This window comes from Mesorhizobium sp. BHscii (assembly GCF_053848065.1).
Map to the genome: position 1 here is coordinate 90,002 of NZ_JBSPKW010000016.1, position 16,597 is coordinate 106,598.

Here is a 16,597-nt window from a genome sequence, read left to right on the forward strand (position 1 = left end):
TCATGAAATTTTTTGTCGACACCGCCGATGTCAAGGAAATCCGTGAGCTGAACGATTTGGGGCTGCTCGACGGCGTCACCACCAATCCCTCGCTGATCCTCAAATCCGGCGGCAAGATCGCCGACGTCACCAGAGAGATCTGCGAGATCGTCAAGGGCCCGGTCTCGGCCGAAGTCGTCGCCACCGAATACACGGACATGATGGCGGAGGCCAAGATCCTGGCCAGGATCGCCGATAATGTCTGCATCAAGGTGCCGCTGACGCTCGACGGCCTGAGGGCCTGCAAGGACATCCGGTCGGAGGGCCGCATGGTCAATGTTACTTTGTGCTTCTCGGCCACCCAGGCGTTGCTCGCCGCCAAGGCCGGCGCCTCCTTCATCTCGCCCTTCGTCGGCCGCATCGACGATTCCGGCTGGGACGGCATGGAACTGATTGCTGACATCCGCACCATCTACGACAATTATGATTTCCAGACCGAGATCCTGACCGCCTCGGTGCGCACGGTGAACCATGTCAAGCAGGCCGCACTGATCGGCGCCGACGTCATCACCGCCCCGCCGGCGACGCTGAAGGCGCTGGTCAAGCACCCGCTGACCGACAAGGGCCTGGAGCAGTTCCTCGCAGACTGGGCCAAGACCGGCCAGAAGATCGGCTGAAATCCAGAAGATCGGCTGAAATTAAGACGCCGCGTTCCCGTAAAAAGGCGAGCAATCGGCCTTTTTTGTGCGCGAGCAACTAGACCTCGGCGTAGCCGGAACGCCTCGATCCACGCCGAAAAGTTTTAACCCGCCACTGTCTTGCCGTGCTTGACCAGATCCTGGGCGATCGACAGGCGCACCAGGTCCGCTAGTTCGCGCGCCGCGCGGTTTTCGGCGTCGATTTGCGCCCGGTAGGAGGCAAATTCCTGACGGGGCCTGTCGAAGGACGACGCTATCGAGCGCCTGCCGGTCGCGATGGTCTTGCCGGTCTTGGCGTCGGTCAGCACATAATTCGCGGTCAGTGTCACCGTGCCCGCTGTCGGCTCGTCGTCATCGGTCGTGACCTGCACGGTCGCAGCGGATTCAACAAGTTCGGTAACGCCGAGATCGAGCGAATAGGCTGGCGACGCCGGCTCGCCCGCGCCCTGGCCAAGCGCGAAGATCAGATTGTTGCGGACCTGCTGGGCGTAGCGGGTGTTGACCGGCTTGACAGAGATGGACCCGAGTTCGGCGGCAGCCCGGACTTGCGAACCGGCCGACAGCGGCGCGCTCGAATAGAGCGGGCGCACCGTGCAGGCCGAAACCAGCGCAACCGAAGCGACCAGGCCATACAGCGCGGTACGGCGCAGCAAATGCGCCACTTCTGTCTTCCTCGGATCAGGCAACGACATTGACGATCCTCTGCGGGACGATGATCACCTTGCGCGGTGCCTTACCTTCGAGCGCTTTCTGCACGAAGTCGAGAGCCAGAACCGCTTTTTCGACGGCACCTTGGTCCGCGTCGCGGGCAATTGTCAAATCGCCGCGTTTCTTGCCGTTGACCTGGACCGGCAGCACGATCTCGCTGTCGACGACAAGCGACGGATCATAGACAGGCCAGGGCCGTTCGGCGACCAGATCGGTGCCGCCGAGCGTCTGCCAGCATTCCTCGGCCAGATGCGGCATGACCGGCGCAATCAGATGCACGAGGATGTCGACGGCTTGCCGGCACGCAGCCTTGAGCGCCGGATCGGCCTTGCCTTCGGCCGCCTCGTTGAGCGGCGTGGTGAGCGCGTTGGCGAGCTCGTAGATGCGGGCGATGGCGCGATTGAAGGCGAGCTTTTCGATATCCTCGCCGACCGATTTCAACGCCTTGTGCGCGGCCTTGGAAACAGTTCCTGCCTCGCTCTCCTTCGCCGCTGCCGGCTGGACTGCAGCGAGCGATTCGGCAGCTGTCGACACCAAGCGCCAGATACGCTGGATGAAGCGGTGCGCGCCGGCAGCACCCTCGTCGGTCCATTCCACGTCACGCTCGGGCGGCGAGTCCGACAGCATGAACCAGCGGGCGGTGTCGGCGCCGTAGCCGTCGGTGATCTCTTCCGGGCTCACCGTGTTCTTCTTCGACTTCGACATTTTTTCGAGCGGGCCGATCACCGCCTCTTCACCGGTGGCGATTTCGATGGCCCGGCGTTTGCCGTCGACGTCCTCCAGCCGAACCTCGCTGGGCGCAAGCCAGCGGCTGTTGGAGCCACTGCCGACCCGATAAGTCTCGTGCACCACCATACCTTGCGTGAACAGGCCCTTGAATGGCTCGGCCAGATCGACATGTCCGGTCTCGCGCATGGCGCGGGTGAAGAAGCGTGAATAGAGAAGGTGCAAAATGGCGTGCTCGATGCCGCCGATATACTGGTCGACCGGCAGCCATTCGGTAGCTGCCTTGGGATCGGTCGGGTCGTTCGCCCAGGGCGCGGTGAAGCGCGCGAAATACCAGGACGAATCGACGAAGGTGTCCATCGTGTCGGTTTCGCGGCGTGCATCCTTGCCGCATTGCGGGCATTTCACATGCCGCCATGTCGGATGGCGGTCGAGCGGATTGCCCGGCCGGTCAAACTCGATATCGTCAGGCAGCCTGACCGGCAGGTCCGCCTTCGGCACCGGCACCACGCCGCAATCCTCGCAGTGGATCATCGGGATCGGACAGCCCCAGTAGCGCTGGCGCGAAATTCCCCAGTCGCGCAGGCGGAAGTTGACCTTGCGCTCGGCCATCGGCCGATTGCCGATGGTCTTTTGTTCCAGCAGCTTCGCCACCTCGTCGAACGCCTGATCAGGTTTCATGCCGTCGAGGAAGCGCGAATTGATCATCACGCCGTCGCCGACATAGGCCTCGTCGATGATCTGGAAGTTTCCCTGGTTCTCGCCTTCCGGCATCACCACCGGAATGACCGGCAGGCCGTATCTGTTAGCGAAGTCGAGGTCGCGCTGGTCACCGGACGGGCAGCCGAAGATGGCGCCGGTGCCGTACTCCATCAGCACGAAATTGGCGACATAGACAGGCAGCGTCCACGCCTCGTCGATCGGATGGACGACGCGGATGCCGGTATCGAAACCCCTCTTCTCGGCTGTCTCCAGTGCCGCCACTGAAGTGCCCATATGGCGAACCTCGTCGATGAACTTGGCCAGCGCCGGATTGCTTTCGGCCGCCTTCTTTGCCAGCGGATGATCAGCTGCGACCGCCATGAAGGAGGCGCCGAAGATGGTGTCGGGCCGCGTCGTGTAGACTTCCAGCTCATCTTCGCCGTCGACTGGAGTGGCCAGCGGCCAGCGGATCAGCAGGCCTTCCGAACGGCCGATCCAGTTCGCCTGCATCAGCTTCACTTTTTCCGGCCATTCGTCGAGGCCTTCCAGCGAGTCCAGCAGATCCTGCGCATAATCGGTGATCTTGAAGAACCACTGCGTCAGCTCGCGCTGTTCGACCAGCGCGCCCGAGCGCCAGCCGCGTCCGTCGATGACCTGCTCGTTGGCAAGCACCGTCATGTCCTCCGGATCCCAATTGACCTTGGAGGATTTGCGCGTCACCAGCCGCTTCTCGACGAAATCGAGGAACAGCATCTGCTGGCGGTGGTAGTAGTCGACATCGCAGGTGGCGAATTCGCGTGCCCAGTCGAGCGACAGACCCATGACCTTGAGCTGCTCGCGCATGGCGGCGATGTTCTGGTAGGTCCAGTCCTTGGGATGGACCTTGTTCTGCATCGCCGCGTTCTCGGCCGGCATGCCGAAGGCATCCCAGCCCATCGGGTGCAGCACGTTGAAACCCTTGGCTCGCTTGTAGCGCGCCACCACGTCGCCCATCGTGTAGTTGCGGGTATGGCCGATATGGATGCGCCCCGACGGATAAGGGAACATCTCGAGCACGTAGTATTTCGGGCGCGGGTCGTCGTTGTCAGCCTCGAACAGCTTCTTGGCGTCCCAGGCCTTCTGCCATTTGGGCTCTGATGCGCGCGGATTGTATCGTTCGGTTGCCATCGGATGTTTTTCACTTAAAAAGCAGGCGCGAACGGCCGGACAATGCCCGGCGGCTCAGGAAATGACGTCGCGGTGTTCACCATGGATTGCCGGACCCGTCAACTGCGGCGATCCGGTGAGGATAGAAACTAGGGGCAGATATAGGCATGGCGAGCGCCGTCGAACAGTTTTTCACGGTCAAGGCGAAGATCACCGCCGCCGAGCGCGAGGCAGGACGGCAAGCCGGCGCGGTGACGCTGGTCGCGGTCTCGAAGACCTTCGACGCCGCCGATATCAGCCCGGTCATCGAAGCCGGCCAGCGTATCTTCGGCGAGAACCGCGTCCAGGAAGCACAAGCCAAATGGCCGGCGCTGAAGGAAGCCTTCCCCGACATCGAACTGCATCTGATCGGTCCACTGCAATCCAATAAGGCGAAGGAAGCCGTCGCGCTGTTCGACGTCATCGAGACGGTCGATCGCGAGAAGATCGCTGCCGAACTCGCCAAGGAAATCGCCAGACAAGGCCGATCACCAAGGCTCTACGTTCAGGTTAACACCGGCTCGGAACCGCAAAAGGCCGGCATCGAACCCCGCGAAGCCGTCGCCTTCGTCACCCGCTGCCGCGACGTCCACGGCCTCGCCATCGAAGGTCTGATGTGCATTCCGCCGGCCGATGAGAATCCCGGTCCGCACTTCGCGCTGCTGGAAAAGCTCAGCACGGAGGCAGGTGTGGAGGAGCTTTCGATGGGTATGTCCGGCGACTACGAAACCGCGATCGCCTTCGGCGCGACAAGCGTCAGGGTGGGATCGGCGATTTTCGGCAGCCGCTAGCGGGCATTTGGCTTAGAGATCCATTTTGGCTCCCGCCTTGATATCCAGGCGTGTCGAGTTCACCGTCCATGAACTGGCACCTTCAGGATGCGAAAAACAACTTTTCCAAAGTGGTTCAGCGCGCCCGCAGCGAGGGACCGCAGACGGTGACCCTGCGTGGCGAGCGCTCGGCGGTGGTGCTTTCTGCCGAAGACTGTGACCGCTTGCCGGGAAAAAAGAAGTCACTGGCGGAATATCTTCTGACCGGTCCGGTCTGGGATGGTGATTTTGCCGAGGAGGTCAACCGTCGCTCGGATACGATGATCCGCGACATCGACCTCTAATGTACCTGCTTGATACGAACATCGTTTCGGATGTGCAGAGGCGTCTGCCCAAGCCGACCGCCTGGCTAGCTTCAGTGGATCCGGCCACGATCAATCTCAGTGTTATTACCCTCGGCGAGATCGAACGGGGGATCGTCAAGCTGCGCAAGGTCGATCCCGAACGGGAAACACGGCTCGACCTCTGGCTGCGAGAGCTTCGGCGGGACAAGCCGACCGGATCCTTGCAGTCACTGAAAATGTCGCATTGTCGTGGGGTCGCTTCTCGGCTGGCCGCACGCGAGGCAGCGCCGACATGCTCATCGCCGCCACCGCGGTCGTCCACGACCTCATTCTGGTTACGCGCAACATCGCCGATTTCGACGATACGGGGGTGACGGTCCTCAGTCCCTGGACAATCTGACCTGTTCCCCACGCCGGATCGTCGGGTCGCAGAACTTGGTCCAGAACCATTAGGCCTTTACGCCAACAATGGAAACGAACCGTATCGTTCCTATATCGGTCGGGTCATCCAAAACTTTCCGGAGCTGCACCATGCGCTATAGTCAACTTGGAAACACGGGGATGTTCGTCTCCGAACTTTGCCTCGGCACCATGACCTTCGGCGCCGCAGGTGAAAACGCCCAATGGGGCCTGATCGCCAGCCTCGACCAGAAGGCCGTCGACGAGATCGTCGCCCGCTCGCTCGCCGCCGGCGTCAATTTCTTCGACACGGCGGACGTCTATTCCTTCGGCGCATCGGAACGGCTTCTTGGCCAGTCGCTGAGGAATCTCGGCGTCGAGCGGCAGGATGTGATCATCGCCACCAAAGTCCATGGCGCCATGGGCGACGGCCCCAACCAGCGCGGCTCCTCGCGCGGCCACATCATGGACTCGGTCGAGGGCAGCCTCGAACGGCTGCAGCTCGACCATATCGATCTCTATCAGCTTCACGGCACCGATGCGGTGACGCCGATCGACGAGACGCTGCGGGCGCTCGACGATCTGGTTGCAAGCGGTAAGGTCCGCTATGTCGGCGTCTCGAACTGGGCGGCCTGGCGCATCGCCAAGGCGCTCGGCATCGCCGAACGCAAGGGCTTCGCCCGTTTTGAGACGGTCCAGTCCTACTATTCGATCGCCGGCCGTGATCTGGAGCGCGAGATCGTTCCGCTGCTCAACGAGGAGAAGCTTGGGCTGATGGTCTGGTCGCCGATGGCGGGTGGTCTGCTCTCCGGCAAATACGGACCCGGTGCCCCCGGCAATGGCGAGGGCCGTCGCGCCAGCTTCAATTTCCCGCCGGTCAATGAAGACCGCGCCTGGGCGGCGGTTGCCGTCATGCGCGAGATCGCCGGCAAGCATGGCGTCAGCGTCGCCACGGTCGCTTTGGGCTATGTGCTGGCCAAACCCTTCGTGATGAGCGTGATCATAGGCGCCAGCCGTATGGAGCAGCTCGAACAGAACCTTGCCGCCACCGAGTTGAAGCTCGACAACGACGATCTTGTTCGCCTCGACGAGGTCAGCGCGCTGCCGGCTGAATATCCGGGCTGGATGCTTGAGCGTCAGGCAGCGGGCCGGCGTCCGGCGCCCTTTGCGCCGAAAAAGTAATTCAATCTGATCTTCGATTTTCGGGAGCCGGCGGCTCCCGATCTTCTTTTGGCTCCCGATCTTCTTTAGGCTCAGGTCAACCGGACAGTCTCGACCAAAAAGTCGAGAAAGGCCCGCACCCGTGCCGGCAAGTGCTTGCCCTGCCCGACATAGACGGCGTGGGTGAGCTCCTCGTCGCCGGGGTTGAAGTCTTCCAGAAGCGGTATCAGCCGCCCGGCGGCGATGTCGGGCTCCACATGCCAGCGCGCCAGCCGGGCGATGCCAGTGCCCGAGAGCGCCATCAGCCGCATCGCCTCGCCGTCACTGACCAGCGCATTTCCGGTGATCGGGACGACAACCGCCTTGCCGGCCGCGTCGACGAAAGGCCAGCCGTCGATATGGCGCACGAAGCAGAAACCCATCCGGTTGTGATGATCGAGATCGGCCGGCGTTCGGGGTGCGCCGTGCTTCCTTAGGTAAGGTGGCGCGGCGACGACGACCACCCGGCTCTGCCCGAGCTTGCGCGCCACCAAACGTGATTCACCGAGCGGCCCGGCGCGGATGGCGACATCGGCGCGCTCCTCCATCAGGTCGATGACATTGTCGGTCAAAACCAGATCGATGGCGATTTCCGGATAGCGTTCGAGAAACCGCGGCATGAGCGGGATCAGCCGGTGCTGCCCGAACGGCACGTAGCTGTTGACGCGCAGCCGTCCACGCGGGGCAGCACCGGCCGCCGCCTCGCGCTCCGCTGCCGCCATATCGGCCAGGATGCGCACGCCGCTGTCGAAGAAGGCCACCCCCTCCGGTGTCAGTTGCAGCTTGCGTGTCGAACGGCTGACCAGCCGCGCGCCAAGACGCGCCTCCAGCCGCGCAATCAGCTTGCTCACCGCCGACGGCGTCATGCGCAACATCCGCGCCGCAGCCGAAAAGCTGCCCGCCTCGACGACGCGGACGAACACTTCGATCTCGCCGGAACGGTTCATGTCGGGTCTTGCCATTCGTGAATCTATTTCACAGATGATGTGCCCGACGCAAGGCTGGTTCACAGCACATCGTGACACGATCTTCCGGGTCGGGGCGTGGGGGGACACGGCGTCCCATCATTAAAACGCCTGTGATCGAAGTGGGAACCGCCATGCCTCTTGCTCTTTATGCCCTCGCCGCCGGTGCCTTCGGCATCGGTGTCACCGAATTCGTCATCATGGGCCTGCTGCTCGACGTCAGCACCGATCTCGGCGTCTCGATATCGGCCGCCGGCCAGTTGATTTCCGGCTATGCGCTGGGCGTCGTTGTCGGCGCGCCGTTGCTGACGATCGCCACCGGCCGCTGGCCGCGCAAGACCGTGCTTCTGGCGCTGATGGCGATCTTCACACTGGGCAACCTCGCCTGCGCGCTGGCCCCCGACTACTGGACACTGATGGGCGCCCGCGTGCTCACCGCCTTTGCCCACGGCACCTTCTTCGGCGTTGGTTCGGTCGTGGCGACCGGCTTGGTTGCGCCCAACAAGAAGGCCTCGGCGATCGCCCTGATGTTCACCGGCCTGACCATCGCCAACATCCTCGGCGTGCCCTTCGGCACATGGCTCGGCCAGGCCTTCGGCTGGCGGGCGACATTCTGGACGGTAACCCTGGTCGGCATCGTCGCCTTCGCCATCATTCTCCTGCTGGTGCCACGCAGCCAGGCAGCGCCTGAGAAGAGCGACCTGCGCAGCGATCTCGCGGTGCTCGGCCGCACGCCGGTCCTGCTTGGCTTCGCCACCACCGTGCTTGGCTATGCCGGCGTCTTCGCCGTCTTCACCTATATCGCCCCCTTGCTGACCGAGATCACCGGTTTTGAGGAAGCAGCCGTGTCGCCGATCCTGCTTGTATTCGGCGGCGGCCTCATCGCCGGCAATCTGCTTGGCGGCAAATTCGCCGACCGCTGGCTGGTGCCTTCCGTTCTCGGCAGTCTCGTTGTGCTGGCGGTTGTGCTCGGCTCGATGACCTTCGCCCTGCACAGCCAGGCGATGGCCGTCATCTATGTCGGCCTGCTCGGCGCCGCTGCCTTCGCCACCGTAGCGCCGCTGCAGATGTGGGTGCTGGAAAAGGCTGAAGGCGCCGGCCAGAGCCTCGCCTCATCCTTCAACATCGCCGCCTTCAATCTCGGCAACGCCGCCGGCGCCTGGCTCGGCGGCGTGGTCATCGCCCATGGTCCCGGCCTCGGCGCGGTCACCTGGGTCGCGGCGCTGCTGCCGCTCTCGGCATCGGCCGTGGCGGTGCTGGCGCTGCGCCTCGACCGCGTCCTCGCCACACCGGAAATCGCGCGGTCGTAGCTCGGCAAGCCTCAATCACTCTTCAAAAAACCCATCCGACATCAAGGAGCAAAACCATGGATTATCGACGTCTTGGCGCCTCGGGCCTGAAGGTCCCGGCGCTCTCGTTCGGCGCTGGAACCTTCGGCGGTTCGGGGCCGCTGTTCGGCGCCTGGGGCAATAGCGATGCGACGGAAGCGCGGCGGCTGGTCGACATCTGCCTGGAGGCCGGCGTCAACCTGTTCGACACCGCCGACGTCTATTCGAACGGCGCCTCCGAAGAGGTGCTCGGCGCGGCCATCAAGGGCCGCCGCGATGCCGTGCTGATCTCGACCAAGACCTCGCTGCCGATGGGCGACGGACCCAACGATGCCGGCTCCTCCCGTTCGCGTCTCATCAAAGCCGTCGAGGACGCGCTCAAGCGTCTCGGCACCGATTACATCGACCTGCTGCAACTGCACGCTTTCGACGCCGCAACGCCGATCGAGGAGGTGCTGTCGACGCTGGACAGTCTCGTGCGCGCCGGCAAGCTGCGCTATGTCGGCGTCTCCAACTTTTCCGGCTGGCAAGTGATGAAATCGCTCGGCCTGGCGGACAAACACGGCTACCCGCGCTACGTTGCCCATCAGGTCTATTACTCGCTGGTCGGGCGCGACTATGAATGGGAGCTAATGCCGCTCGGCCTCGACCAGGGTGTCGGTGCGCTGGTGTGGAGCCCGCTCGGCTGGGGCCGGCTGACCGGCAAGATCCGCCGCGGCGAGCCATTGCCTGAAAAAAGCCGGTTGCACGACACCGCAAGTTTCGGGCCGCCGGTCGAGGATGAGCAGCTCTACAGGGTCGTCGATGCGCTCGACACTGTCGCCAAGGAAACCGGCAAGACCGTGCCGCAGATCGCCATTAACTGGTTGCTGCAGCGGCCGACCGTCGCCTCCGTCATCATCGGCGCGCGCAACGAAGAACAGCTGCGCCAGAACCTCGGCGCCGTCGGATGGTCATTGACATCAGACCAGATGAAGAAGCTCGACACGGCAAGCGAAGTCACCGCGCCCTACCCGTATTTCCCCTATCGCCGCCAGGAAGGCTTTGCCCGGCTGAACCCGCCCCTGGTCTAACTAGCGAAACCGCTACGGGGGGCAGTTTGTCTTTCACTGGGACGGGCGCGCGCAAAGCGCGTCGCGCCTCGACAGTACCGACCAATCTGCATATCGTGTTGTAGTGGATAAACTGAACCTAAGTGCTGACTACTACGCCACGTCCGATGCAGATGGACGGTTCCAAAATGGCGTGATTTTCCACATCGCGCGCAACAAGGCTGGTGGGTCTATCAGCACTCCGGTGGGTCGCTTTTATACATGGCGACCAGAGATCCAACCGGAGGGGTATCTCACGCACTCTAGAGTAGACTGCTACGTAGACGATGATCGCCTTGCACCAGAGCCAAGCTGGCTTGCGCGCACACTTCTAGGTGCCCTTGTAGAACTAGGCAGCGTATCAGAGCCAATATGGTTGGGGTGGCATCGATCCAAAGAGTTGGGTGGCGAAGAACGGGGTGAGGTCTTCGATCTCGACTAATGCAGCACGAACTCGCCGTCGACCTTGTGCCATTCGTTGGGCGCGATCAGCTTCTGGTGCGTATAGCTCACCGAATGCAGCGGGCCATCGAGCTTGGTCTGCCAGAACTCGATGAACCGGATCAGCACCGGAAATTTCGGAGCGATGTCGTAGTCCTGCCAGATGAAGCTCTGCAGCAGATGCGGATGATCGGGAAAATGATAAAGGATCTTGGCCGTGGTCAAGCCATAGCCCTTGAGCATCAGGTCCATTTCGGAATGGTCACGCATCGCGGTCCCCTGGTTGATTCTCCTTTCCTCCCATTTGAAATTGTGCGCGCTATTTGCTTAATCGTCTATTGATATTTCGTAGTTAGAGGCCAGGTTTACGACGCGAAAACATGCAGTTAGCAGCGATCGTAGTCGAGTGCTGATAGCGGCGAAAACGACGTCTGCGGCATCCCGCCGCGCGAATCCAACGTCTAATGTTGCCGTCACCGCGGAACTGTTAATAATGCGCGCGAATTCGCGGCCGCTGCGCCGCGATGCTGCTCGGCGGGCAAGCTGGCAGTTGGTCTTGGGAGGGAATGGAAAAATGTCCGAGGTTCATGTCCATCGCGTCCAGCCGGCGTGGAAGAAGAACGCGCTGATCGACAATGACACCTATTTGAAATGGTACACCGACAGCGTGAAGAACCCGGATAAATTCTGGGGCAAGCACGGCAAGCGCATCGACTGGTTCAAGCCCTACAGCAAGGTCAAGAACACCTCCTTCGACGGCAAGGTCTCGATCAAATGGTTCGAGGATGGCGAGACCAACGTTTCGTGGAACTGCATCGACCGGCATCTGAAGAAGGGCGGCGATCAGACCGCCATCATTTGGGAAGGCGACAATCCCTACGATGACAGGAAGATCACCTATAACGAGCTCCACGCACATGTCTGCCGGCTCGCCAATGTGATGAAGAAGCACGGCGTCAAGAAAGGCGACCGCGTCACCATCTACATGCCGATGATCCCGGAAGCCGCCTATGCAATGCTCGCCTGCACGCGCATCGGCGCTATCCATTCGGTGGTCTTTGGCGGCTTTTCACCGGACGCGCTGGCCGGCCGCATCGACGATTGCAAATCAACCTTCGTCATCACCGCCGACGAAGGCCTGCGCGGCGGCAAGCCCATCCCGTTGAAGGACAATACCGACAAGGCGATTGAGATCGCCGCCAAGGCCGGAACGAAAGTCGAGAAGGTCGTCGTCGTGCGCCGTACCGGTGGCAAGACCGGCTGGGTCGCCGGACGCGACGTCTGGTACCACGACGAGGTCGCGACGGTGAAAGCGGAGTGCAAACCCGAGAAGATGAAGGCCGAGGACCCGCTGTTCATCCTTTACACATCGGGTTCGACCGGCAAACCGAAGGGCGTGCTGCACACCACGGCCGGCTATCTCGTCTATGTCTCGATGACCCACCAATATGTCTTCGACTACCATGACGGCGACATCTACTGGTGCACCGCCGATGTCGGCTGGGTCACCGGCCACAGCTACATCGTCTACGGGCCGCTCGCCAACGGCGCCACCACGCTGATGTTCGAAGGCGTGCCGAACTACCCGTCGCAGTCCCGGTTCTGGGAGGTCATCGATAAGCACAAGGTCAACATCTTCTACACCGCCCCGACGGCGTTGCGGGCGCTGATGGGCGCCGGCGACGCCCATGTCGCCAGGACGTCGCGCAAATCGCTGCGCGTGCTGGGCACGGTCGGCGAGCCGATCAATCCGGAGGCCTGGGAGTGGTATTTCAACGTCGTCGGCAACGGCAAGGTGCCGATCGTCGACACATGGTGGCAGACCGAGACCGGCGGCATCCTGATTACGCCGCTGCCCGGCGCCACCCACCTTAAGGCAGGTTCCGCGACGCGGCCGTTCTTCGGCGTCAGGCCGCAACTGGTGGACGGCGACGGCAAGGTGCTGGAAGGTGTTGCCAGCGGCAACCTCTGCATCGCCGATTCGTGGCCGGGCCAGATGCGCACCGTCTATGGCGATCACGAGCGCTTCGTGCAGACCTATTTTTCCACTTACAAGGGCAAATATTTTACCGGCGACGGCTGCCGGCGCGACGCTGATGGCTACTACTGGATCACGGGCCGCGTCGACGACGTCATCAACGTTTCCGGCCACCGCATGGGCACGGCCGAGGTCGAATCCGCGCTGGTTTCGCACGAGAAAGTCTCTGAAGCCGCCGTCGTCGGCTATCCGCACGACATCAAGGGCCAGGGCATCTACTGCTACGTCACTTTGATGGCCGGCGAGAAGCCGAGCGAGGAGTTGCGCAACGAACTCGTCGCCCATGTCCGCAAGGACATCGGCGCCATCGCCACGCCCGACAAGATCCAGTTCGCTCCGGGCCTGCCGAAAACCCGTTCGGGCAAGATCATGCGGCGCATCCTGCGCAAGATCGCCGAGGACGATTTTGCCGCGCTCGGCGATACCTCGACGCTGGCCGACCCGGCGGTCGTCGACGACCTCGTCGCCAACCGGCAGAACAAGAGGGCTTGATGCAGGCAGCAACCGCCACAACGTGCACAAGTCTCGGCGTCTACTGCGTGGTCGACCGGCCCGTGTCGGGGTGGGCGAGATGATGCGGTTCGTTTAGGCGGTGCAGAACATTTGAGATGCAAGCGGGAAAGCGCCCTCCTCTGTCCTGCCGGACATCTCCCGCACTTGGGGGGAGATCGGCAGTTCGGGCGCCGCGCCCACAACACCACGCTGGCGATTGGCGAAAACCGGGGTGACAGCCAATCTCCCTCCTTGTGGGGGAGATGTCCGGCAGGACAGAGGGGGGCGCGAAGGATCGCGGCAGAACGCAATACGCATGCTGATCATCGATAAAGGTCCGCTCGCGTCGGTGGCAGTCCGCTCGGGCCCCGCGCGCGCTTGGTGACGACGGTCTGGAAAATCTGCGCCGAGGCGCGTTCGAAAGTGATCGAACATCCGGTGAGATAAAGCAGCCACAGGCGCGCCTTGGCTTCGCCGACCTCGGCGATCGCTTCGTCGAAGCGTGCGTGGAGGCGCTCGGCCCACAGACGGCAGGTGCGGGCGTAGTGCTCGCGCAAATTCTCGACATCGTAGACAAGGAAGCCGTGCGCTTCGAGATTGCCGAGCGTCATGCCGATCGTGTCGAGCTCACCGCCGGGAAAGATGTATTTGATCAGCGCCTTGAATTCCGGGCCCTTGCGCAAGGTCTTCTTGATGCTGCCCTTGTCGCGCCGGGTGATGGCATGATGCAGGTAGATGCCGCCCGGTTTGAGCAGGCGATGGATGGTCGAGAAATAGGCAGCGTGGTTGGCGAGCCCCAGATGCTCGAACATGCCGATCGAGGATATCTTGTCGAAGGAGCCGGACAGCTCGGCGTAGGATTTTATCTCGATGGTGATGCGATCTTCCAGCCCCTCGGAGCGGATGCGCTCGCGGGCAAGTTCGGTCTGGGCTTCCGACAGCGAGACGCCGTGGCCGACGACGCCGTAATTTTTCGCGGCATGGATGAGCATGGCTCCCCAGCCGCAGCCGATGTCGAGCAGTCTTTCGCCCGGCTTCAGCCGGAGCTTGCGGCAGATATGATCAAGCTTGTCTTTCTGCGCCTGGTCGATGCCGTTGGCGAAATCGGTGAAATAGCCGCAGCTATAGACCATGCGTTCGTCGAGGAAGAGCCGGTAGAAGGCGTTCGAAATGTCGTAGTGGTGCTGGATCGCTTGCCTGTTCGACCCGCTGACGAAGGGGTTGCGCCCGGAAAGGTCGGTCCGCGCCGTCATCTGTTTTCTCGAAAACAGCACGGCCGGCAGGTCGCGCAGGACCGCGAGCTTGGGCAACGACTTTAGCTTCGTCCTGAGCTTGCCGTGCGAAGGCAGAGCGTAGAAATCGAACAGCGATCCGCCTTCCACATCGATGGTCTTGGAAATCCACATTTCGATCAGCGTCGAGAGATTGGGCCGACGCATCACCTGCCAGACGATGTCCTGGTCGTTGATGGTGAGCACGGGGCCGGTGACGGGCCCGATCCGCTCGCCAGTCCACAGCCTGACCGCGAAACCCGGCTGCAACGTCTCGATAACCGTTCGAACGATCCGTGCGGCTCTCTCGGCTGCCTCCATCCCCGTCCTCCCCTGCTCAGTACGCTGGCGGTCCACGGCGACTTTGCCTGTCCGATCGGACAGTCGCAAGCCGCCAGCGACAAGCTCGCACGGCATTTTCACCATCGCGCCTTGCCATTTGCGGATCGACACCCCATCATGAGGGCGTGTTCAACAAATCGAAAGGAGGTGATCCGATGTCGAGTGATTTCGTTTTCCAGAACGTGGCCTCAGCGGATTGCACTTTCGGGAAGCAGTCTTCCCGTTAAGGCGCGAGATGCGCGGCTGGCGACGCAAACCGTCGCTGCCATGAGCCGCGCCATGGACGGAAACACGGAAGGCCGCCGGCTTCGAAAGAAGCGGCGGCCTTTTCCTTTTGGTTTCGTGTTTCAGTCCCGACAAGAAAGGTCAGCGTTTGATGGTAAGCTTCTCGATATTCCCGGTGATCTCGTCGAAGGCGGCAGCCAGTTCCGTGCCCGTGGCGGCCTCGTAATAGTGCTTCAGCGAGGACGTATCCGCTGTGGAGCAATTCTTGAGCACGCTCTTTGCCTGGTCCCGCTCGGTTACCGTCATGGTCGGATCGTTCAGGTCAAAGCCGATCGTGAATATCTCGATCCCATCGCGCTTCATGTTGGCGCAGACGGCTTCGGCATTGTTTCGTGAGGTCTGTTCCTGACCCTGTGTTGTGGGCGCACCACGCCCTTTGGCAAAAGCAGTGTTGAACCTGCCGTCCGTCATCAGGATGGCGACCTTGGTCACTTTTCTTTTATCGAAATTGGCGGGACCGGCACCCAGACCGGCATCGGCTATCGCCGAGCGCCACGACGGCGAAAGCATGTAATAACCCCATTGCGCGGCGATGCCGCCGGCGGTGACGCCATCCGCCCTGAAATTCGTGATTGTGTCGAGCAGTTTGTCTTCGTCGGCCGTCAGGGGGATGAGCGCGGCAGACGGACATGTCCTCATGCGATAGTCCCGATTAACTTTGGCCAGATAGGTTTTGCCGTTGTTGTCCAGGCGCGGCGTATAAGGCCCGTCGGGCGAATAGTCGGCGTAGCCATCCTTGTCCTTGCGCTCGGTGGCGCATTTGTCCGGCGCCAATGTCAAGGACACCGAAACCGGAGCATCGATCGGCGGCGGCACTTTTGATCCATATCTCGTCTCTACGAACACTGTGCTGGCCAACCCGCCTGTGTTGACTGCTTCGGCGTAGGGAACGATTGCCACCCGCACGCGGGGATCGTTCTTGTCGTAGTTCGATCTAAGCAGATCTCTCACAGCCTTCGAAGCCGCGACCTGCAGGTCGCCAATTTTGTTGGTCCTCCTATACCAGCTGGCCGCCATCGATCCGGTCACGTCGAGCATCATCGCCACTTCTATCTGCTTGTCCGAATAGAGCGCTGTCGTCGATGCAGCGACACGTTGCATGTCGCCCGTGCTGAAAATCGGAAAATAAAGGCCGACATCGACATGGACGTCCGCCTGGACCGTCTTGGCGATCTTGTCGACGGTCAATTTCTCGAGGACGATCCGGTCGGCGCTCAGGATGCCCGCTTGGCTGTTGGCGCTGAGAAACGCCTGCACCGATGCGTTGGCATCGGCCTCCCTGACGACGCCGGTCGTCAGGTCGCGTGCCGTCGAGGTCACCGCAGCATCGACCACGCCTTGCAGGCTCGATTTGGCATTGTAGAGTTGGGAAACGTTGATGGCAAAGCCGACGCCCAACGCCAGCACGGACGCGACCATGCCGAGCAGAACCGCTAAGTTTCCGCTTCGATCTCCGGCAAAGCCACCGATCGCGTGAACAAGACCCCCAAGATGCCGCATGCTTCCGCCTCCATTCGCCACGACCTAGAGGCCGTGTGAGGGCGCATTGCAGGATTCCGGCCGGATGGCGCCGTCAACGCACCAAAAGCCGGCGGCTCATCTCAAATCGTTGTTTCTGCTTAGTTTCGAAATG

At 62.0% G+C, this 16,597-nt stretch carries 13 protein-coding genes and 1 pseudogene; 8 read left to right on the top strand and 6 right to left on the bottom strand.

Features of this window, described 5'->3' with window-relative positions; all coding sequences use genetic code 11:
• Positions 1-2: 2 nt before the first annotated feature.
• Positions 3-656 carry a fructose-6-phosphate aldolase gene (gene fsa / locus ACWTU7_RS21485; protein ID WP_029349054.1) on the top strand — a complete coding sequence of 218 codons (654 nt, stop codon included), beginning with the start codon at positions 3-5 and terminating at the stop codon, positions 654-656.
• Positions 657-781: 125 nt separating this feature from the next.
• Here fsa and lptE read toward each other — a convergent pair whose 3' ends face one another.
• Positions 782-1,369 (bottom strand): LPS assembly lipoprotein LptE, encoded by a 588-nt coding sequence (lptE, locus tag ACWTU7_RS21490; protein ID WP_455840115.1) that lies wholly within the window; start codon positions 1,367-1,369, stop codon positions 782-784.
• Positions 1,356-3,980 carry a leucine--tRNA ligase gene (gene leuS / locus ACWTU7_RS21495; RefSeq protein ID WP_455840114.1) on the bottom strand — a complete coding sequence of 875 codons (2,625 nt, stop codon included), beginning with the start codon at positions 3,978-3,980 and terminating at the stop codon, positions 1,356-1,358. Before leuS ends, lptE begins: the two co-directional genes overlap by 14 nt.
• Before the next feature lie 146 nt (positions 3,981-4,126).
• Between leuS and ACWTU7_RS21500 the strand changes: the two genes are divergently transcribed.
• From ACWTU7_RS21500 to ACWTU7_RS21515, 4 genes and pseudogenes are all read left to right on the top strand, one after another.
• Positions 4,127-4,789: a YggS family pyridoxal phosphate-dependent enzyme gene (locus ACWTU7_RS21500; RefSeq protein ID WP_065011178.1), complete on the top strand. Its 663-nt coding sequence runs from the start codon at positions 4,127-4,129 to the stop codon at positions 4,787-4,789.
• Between the two features lie 68 nt (positions 4,790-4,857).
• Entirely contained in the window at positions 4,858-5,112 is a 255-nt protein-coding gene (locus ACWTU7_RS21505) for a type II toxin-antitoxin system Phd/YefM family antitoxin (RefSeq protein WP_455840113.1), read from the top strand.
• Positions 5,112-5,512: pseudogene (locus ACWTU7_RS21510) on the top strand (PIN domain-containing protein). Before ACWTU7_RS21505 ends, ACWTU7_RS21510 begins: the two are co-directional and overlap by 1 nt.
• A gap of 131 nt (positions 5,513-5,643) precedes the next feature.
• Positions 5,644-6,693: an aldo/keto reductase gene (locus ACWTU7_RS21515; RefSeq protein WP_455840112.1), complete on the top strand. Its 1,050-nt coding sequence runs from the start codon at positions 5,644-5,646 to the stop codon at positions 6,691-6,693.
• Between the two features lie 71 nt (positions 6,694-6,764).
• On the opposite strand, the gene ACWTU7_RS21520 is transcribed toward ACWTU7_RS21515, so the two are convergent.
• Positions 6,765-7,673: a LysR family transcriptional regulator gene (locus tag ACWTU7_RS21520; protein ID WP_455840111.1), complete on the bottom strand. Its 909-nt coding sequence runs from the start codon at positions 7,671-7,673 to the stop codon at positions 6,765-6,767.
• Positions 7,674-7,810: 137 nt separating this feature from the next.
• Here ACWTU7_RS21520 and ACWTU7_RS21525 point away from each other — a divergent pair, with 137 nt between their 5' ends.
• A complete protein-coding gene (locus ACWTU7_RS21525) occupies positions 7,811-8,986 on the top strand; it encodes an MFS transporter (protein WP_455840110.1) in 1,176 nt (391 codons plus the stop codon).
• A 56-nt stretch (positions 8,987-9,042) separates the two neighbouring features.
• Positions 9,043-10,077: an aldo/keto reductase gene (locus ACWTU7_RS21530; protein WP_455840109.1), complete on the top strand. Its 1,035-nt coding sequence runs from the start codon at positions 9,043-9,045 to the stop codon at positions 10,075-10,077.
• A gap of 456 nt (positions 10,078-10,533) precedes the next feature.
• Here ACWTU7_RS21530 and ACWTU7_RS21535 read toward each other — a convergent pair whose 3' ends face one another.
• On the bottom strand, positions 10,534-10,806 hold the full coding sequence (locus ACWTU7_RS21535) for an usg protein (RefSeq protein ID WP_065011174.1): 273 nt from the start codon (positions 10,804-10,806) through the stop codon (positions 10,534-10,536).
• A 304-nt stretch (positions 10,807-11,110) separates the two neighbouring features.
• Between ACWTU7_RS21535 and acs the strand changes: the two genes are divergently transcribed.
• Complete coding sequence (acs, locus tag ACWTU7_RS21540) at positions 11,111-13,066, top strand: acetate--CoA ligase (protein ID WP_455840108.1); 1,956 nt, start codon at positions 11,111-11,113, stop codon at positions 13,064-13,066.
• A gap of 323 nt (positions 13,067-13,389) precedes the next feature.
• Here the strand turns inward: acs and ACWTU7_RS21545 are convergent, their stop codons facing one another.
• Both ACWTU7_RS21545 and ACWTU7_RS21550 read right to left on the bottom strand, forming a co-directional pair.
• On the bottom strand, positions 13,390-14,658 hold the full coding sequence (locus ACWTU7_RS21545; RefSeq protein ID WP_455840107.1) for a class I SAM-dependent methyltransferase: 1,269 nt from the start codon (positions 14,656-14,658) through the stop codon (positions 13,390-13,392).
• Between the two features lie 387 nt (positions 14,659-15,045).
• Positions 15,046-16,464, bottom strand: a complete 1,419-nt coding sequence (locus tag ACWTU7_RS21550) for a pilus assembly protein TadG-related protein (RefSeq protein ID WP_455840106.1) — start codon at positions 16,462-16,464, stop codon at positions 15,046-15,048.
• Positions 16,465-16,597: the final 133 nt, after the last annotated feature.

Excerpts from the sequence above, each read along its gene's own strand:
- fsa (WP_029349054.1), top strand. The coding sequence starts at position 3 with ATGAAATTTTTTGTCGACACCGCCGATGTCAAGGAAATCCGTGAGCTG.
- ACWTU7_RS21530 (WP_455840109.1), top strand. The coding sequence starts at position 9,043 with ATGGATTATCGACGTCTTGGCGCCTCGGGCCTGAAGGTCCCGGCGCTC.
- ACWTU7_RS21550 (WP_455840106.1), bottom strand. The coding sequence starts at position 16,464 with ATGCGGCATCTTGGGGGTCTTGTTCACGCGATCGGTGGCTTTGCCGGA.
- ACWTU7_RS21535 (WP_065011174.1), bottom strand. The coding sequence starts at position 10,806 with ATGCGTGACCATTCCGAAATGGACCTGATGCTCAAGGGCTATGGCTTG.
- leuS (WP_455840114.1), bottom strand. The coding sequence starts at position 3,980 with ATGGCAACCGAACGATACAATCCGCGCGCATCAGAGCCCAAATGGCAG.
- lptE (WP_455840115.1), bottom strand. The coding sequence starts at position 1,369 with ATGTCGTTGCCTGATCCGAGGAAGACAGAAGTGGCGCATTTGCTGCGC.
- ACWTU7_RS21515 (WP_455840112.1), top strand. The coding sequence starts at position 5,644 with ATGCGCTATAGTCAACTTGGAAACACGGGGATGTTCGTCTCCGAACTT.
- ACWTU7_RS21505 (WP_455840113.1), top strand. The coding sequence starts at position 4,858 with ATGAACTGGCACCTTCAGGATGCGAAAAACAACTTTTCCAAAGTGGTT.
- ACWTU7_RS21545 (WP_455840107.1), bottom strand. The coding sequence starts at position 14,658 with ATGGAGGCAGCCGAGAGAGCCGCACGGATCGTTCGAACGGTTATCGAG.
- ACWTU7_RS21500 (WP_065011178.1), top strand. The coding sequence starts at position 4,127 with ATGGCGAGCGCCGTCGAACAGTTTTTCACGGTCAAGGCGAAGATCACC.
- ACWTU7_RS21525 (WP_455840110.1), top strand. The coding sequence starts at position 7,811 with ATGCCTCTTGCTCTTTATGCCCTCGCCGCCGGTGCCTTCGGCATCGGT.
- acs (WP_455840108.1), top strand. The coding sequence starts at position 11,111 with ATGTCCGAGGTTCATGTCCATCGCGTCCAGCCGGCGTGGAAGAAGAAC.
- ACWTU7_RS21520 (WP_455840111.1), bottom strand. The coding sequence starts at position 7,673 with ATGGCAAGACCCGACATGAACCGTTCCGGCGAGATCGAAGTGTTCGTC.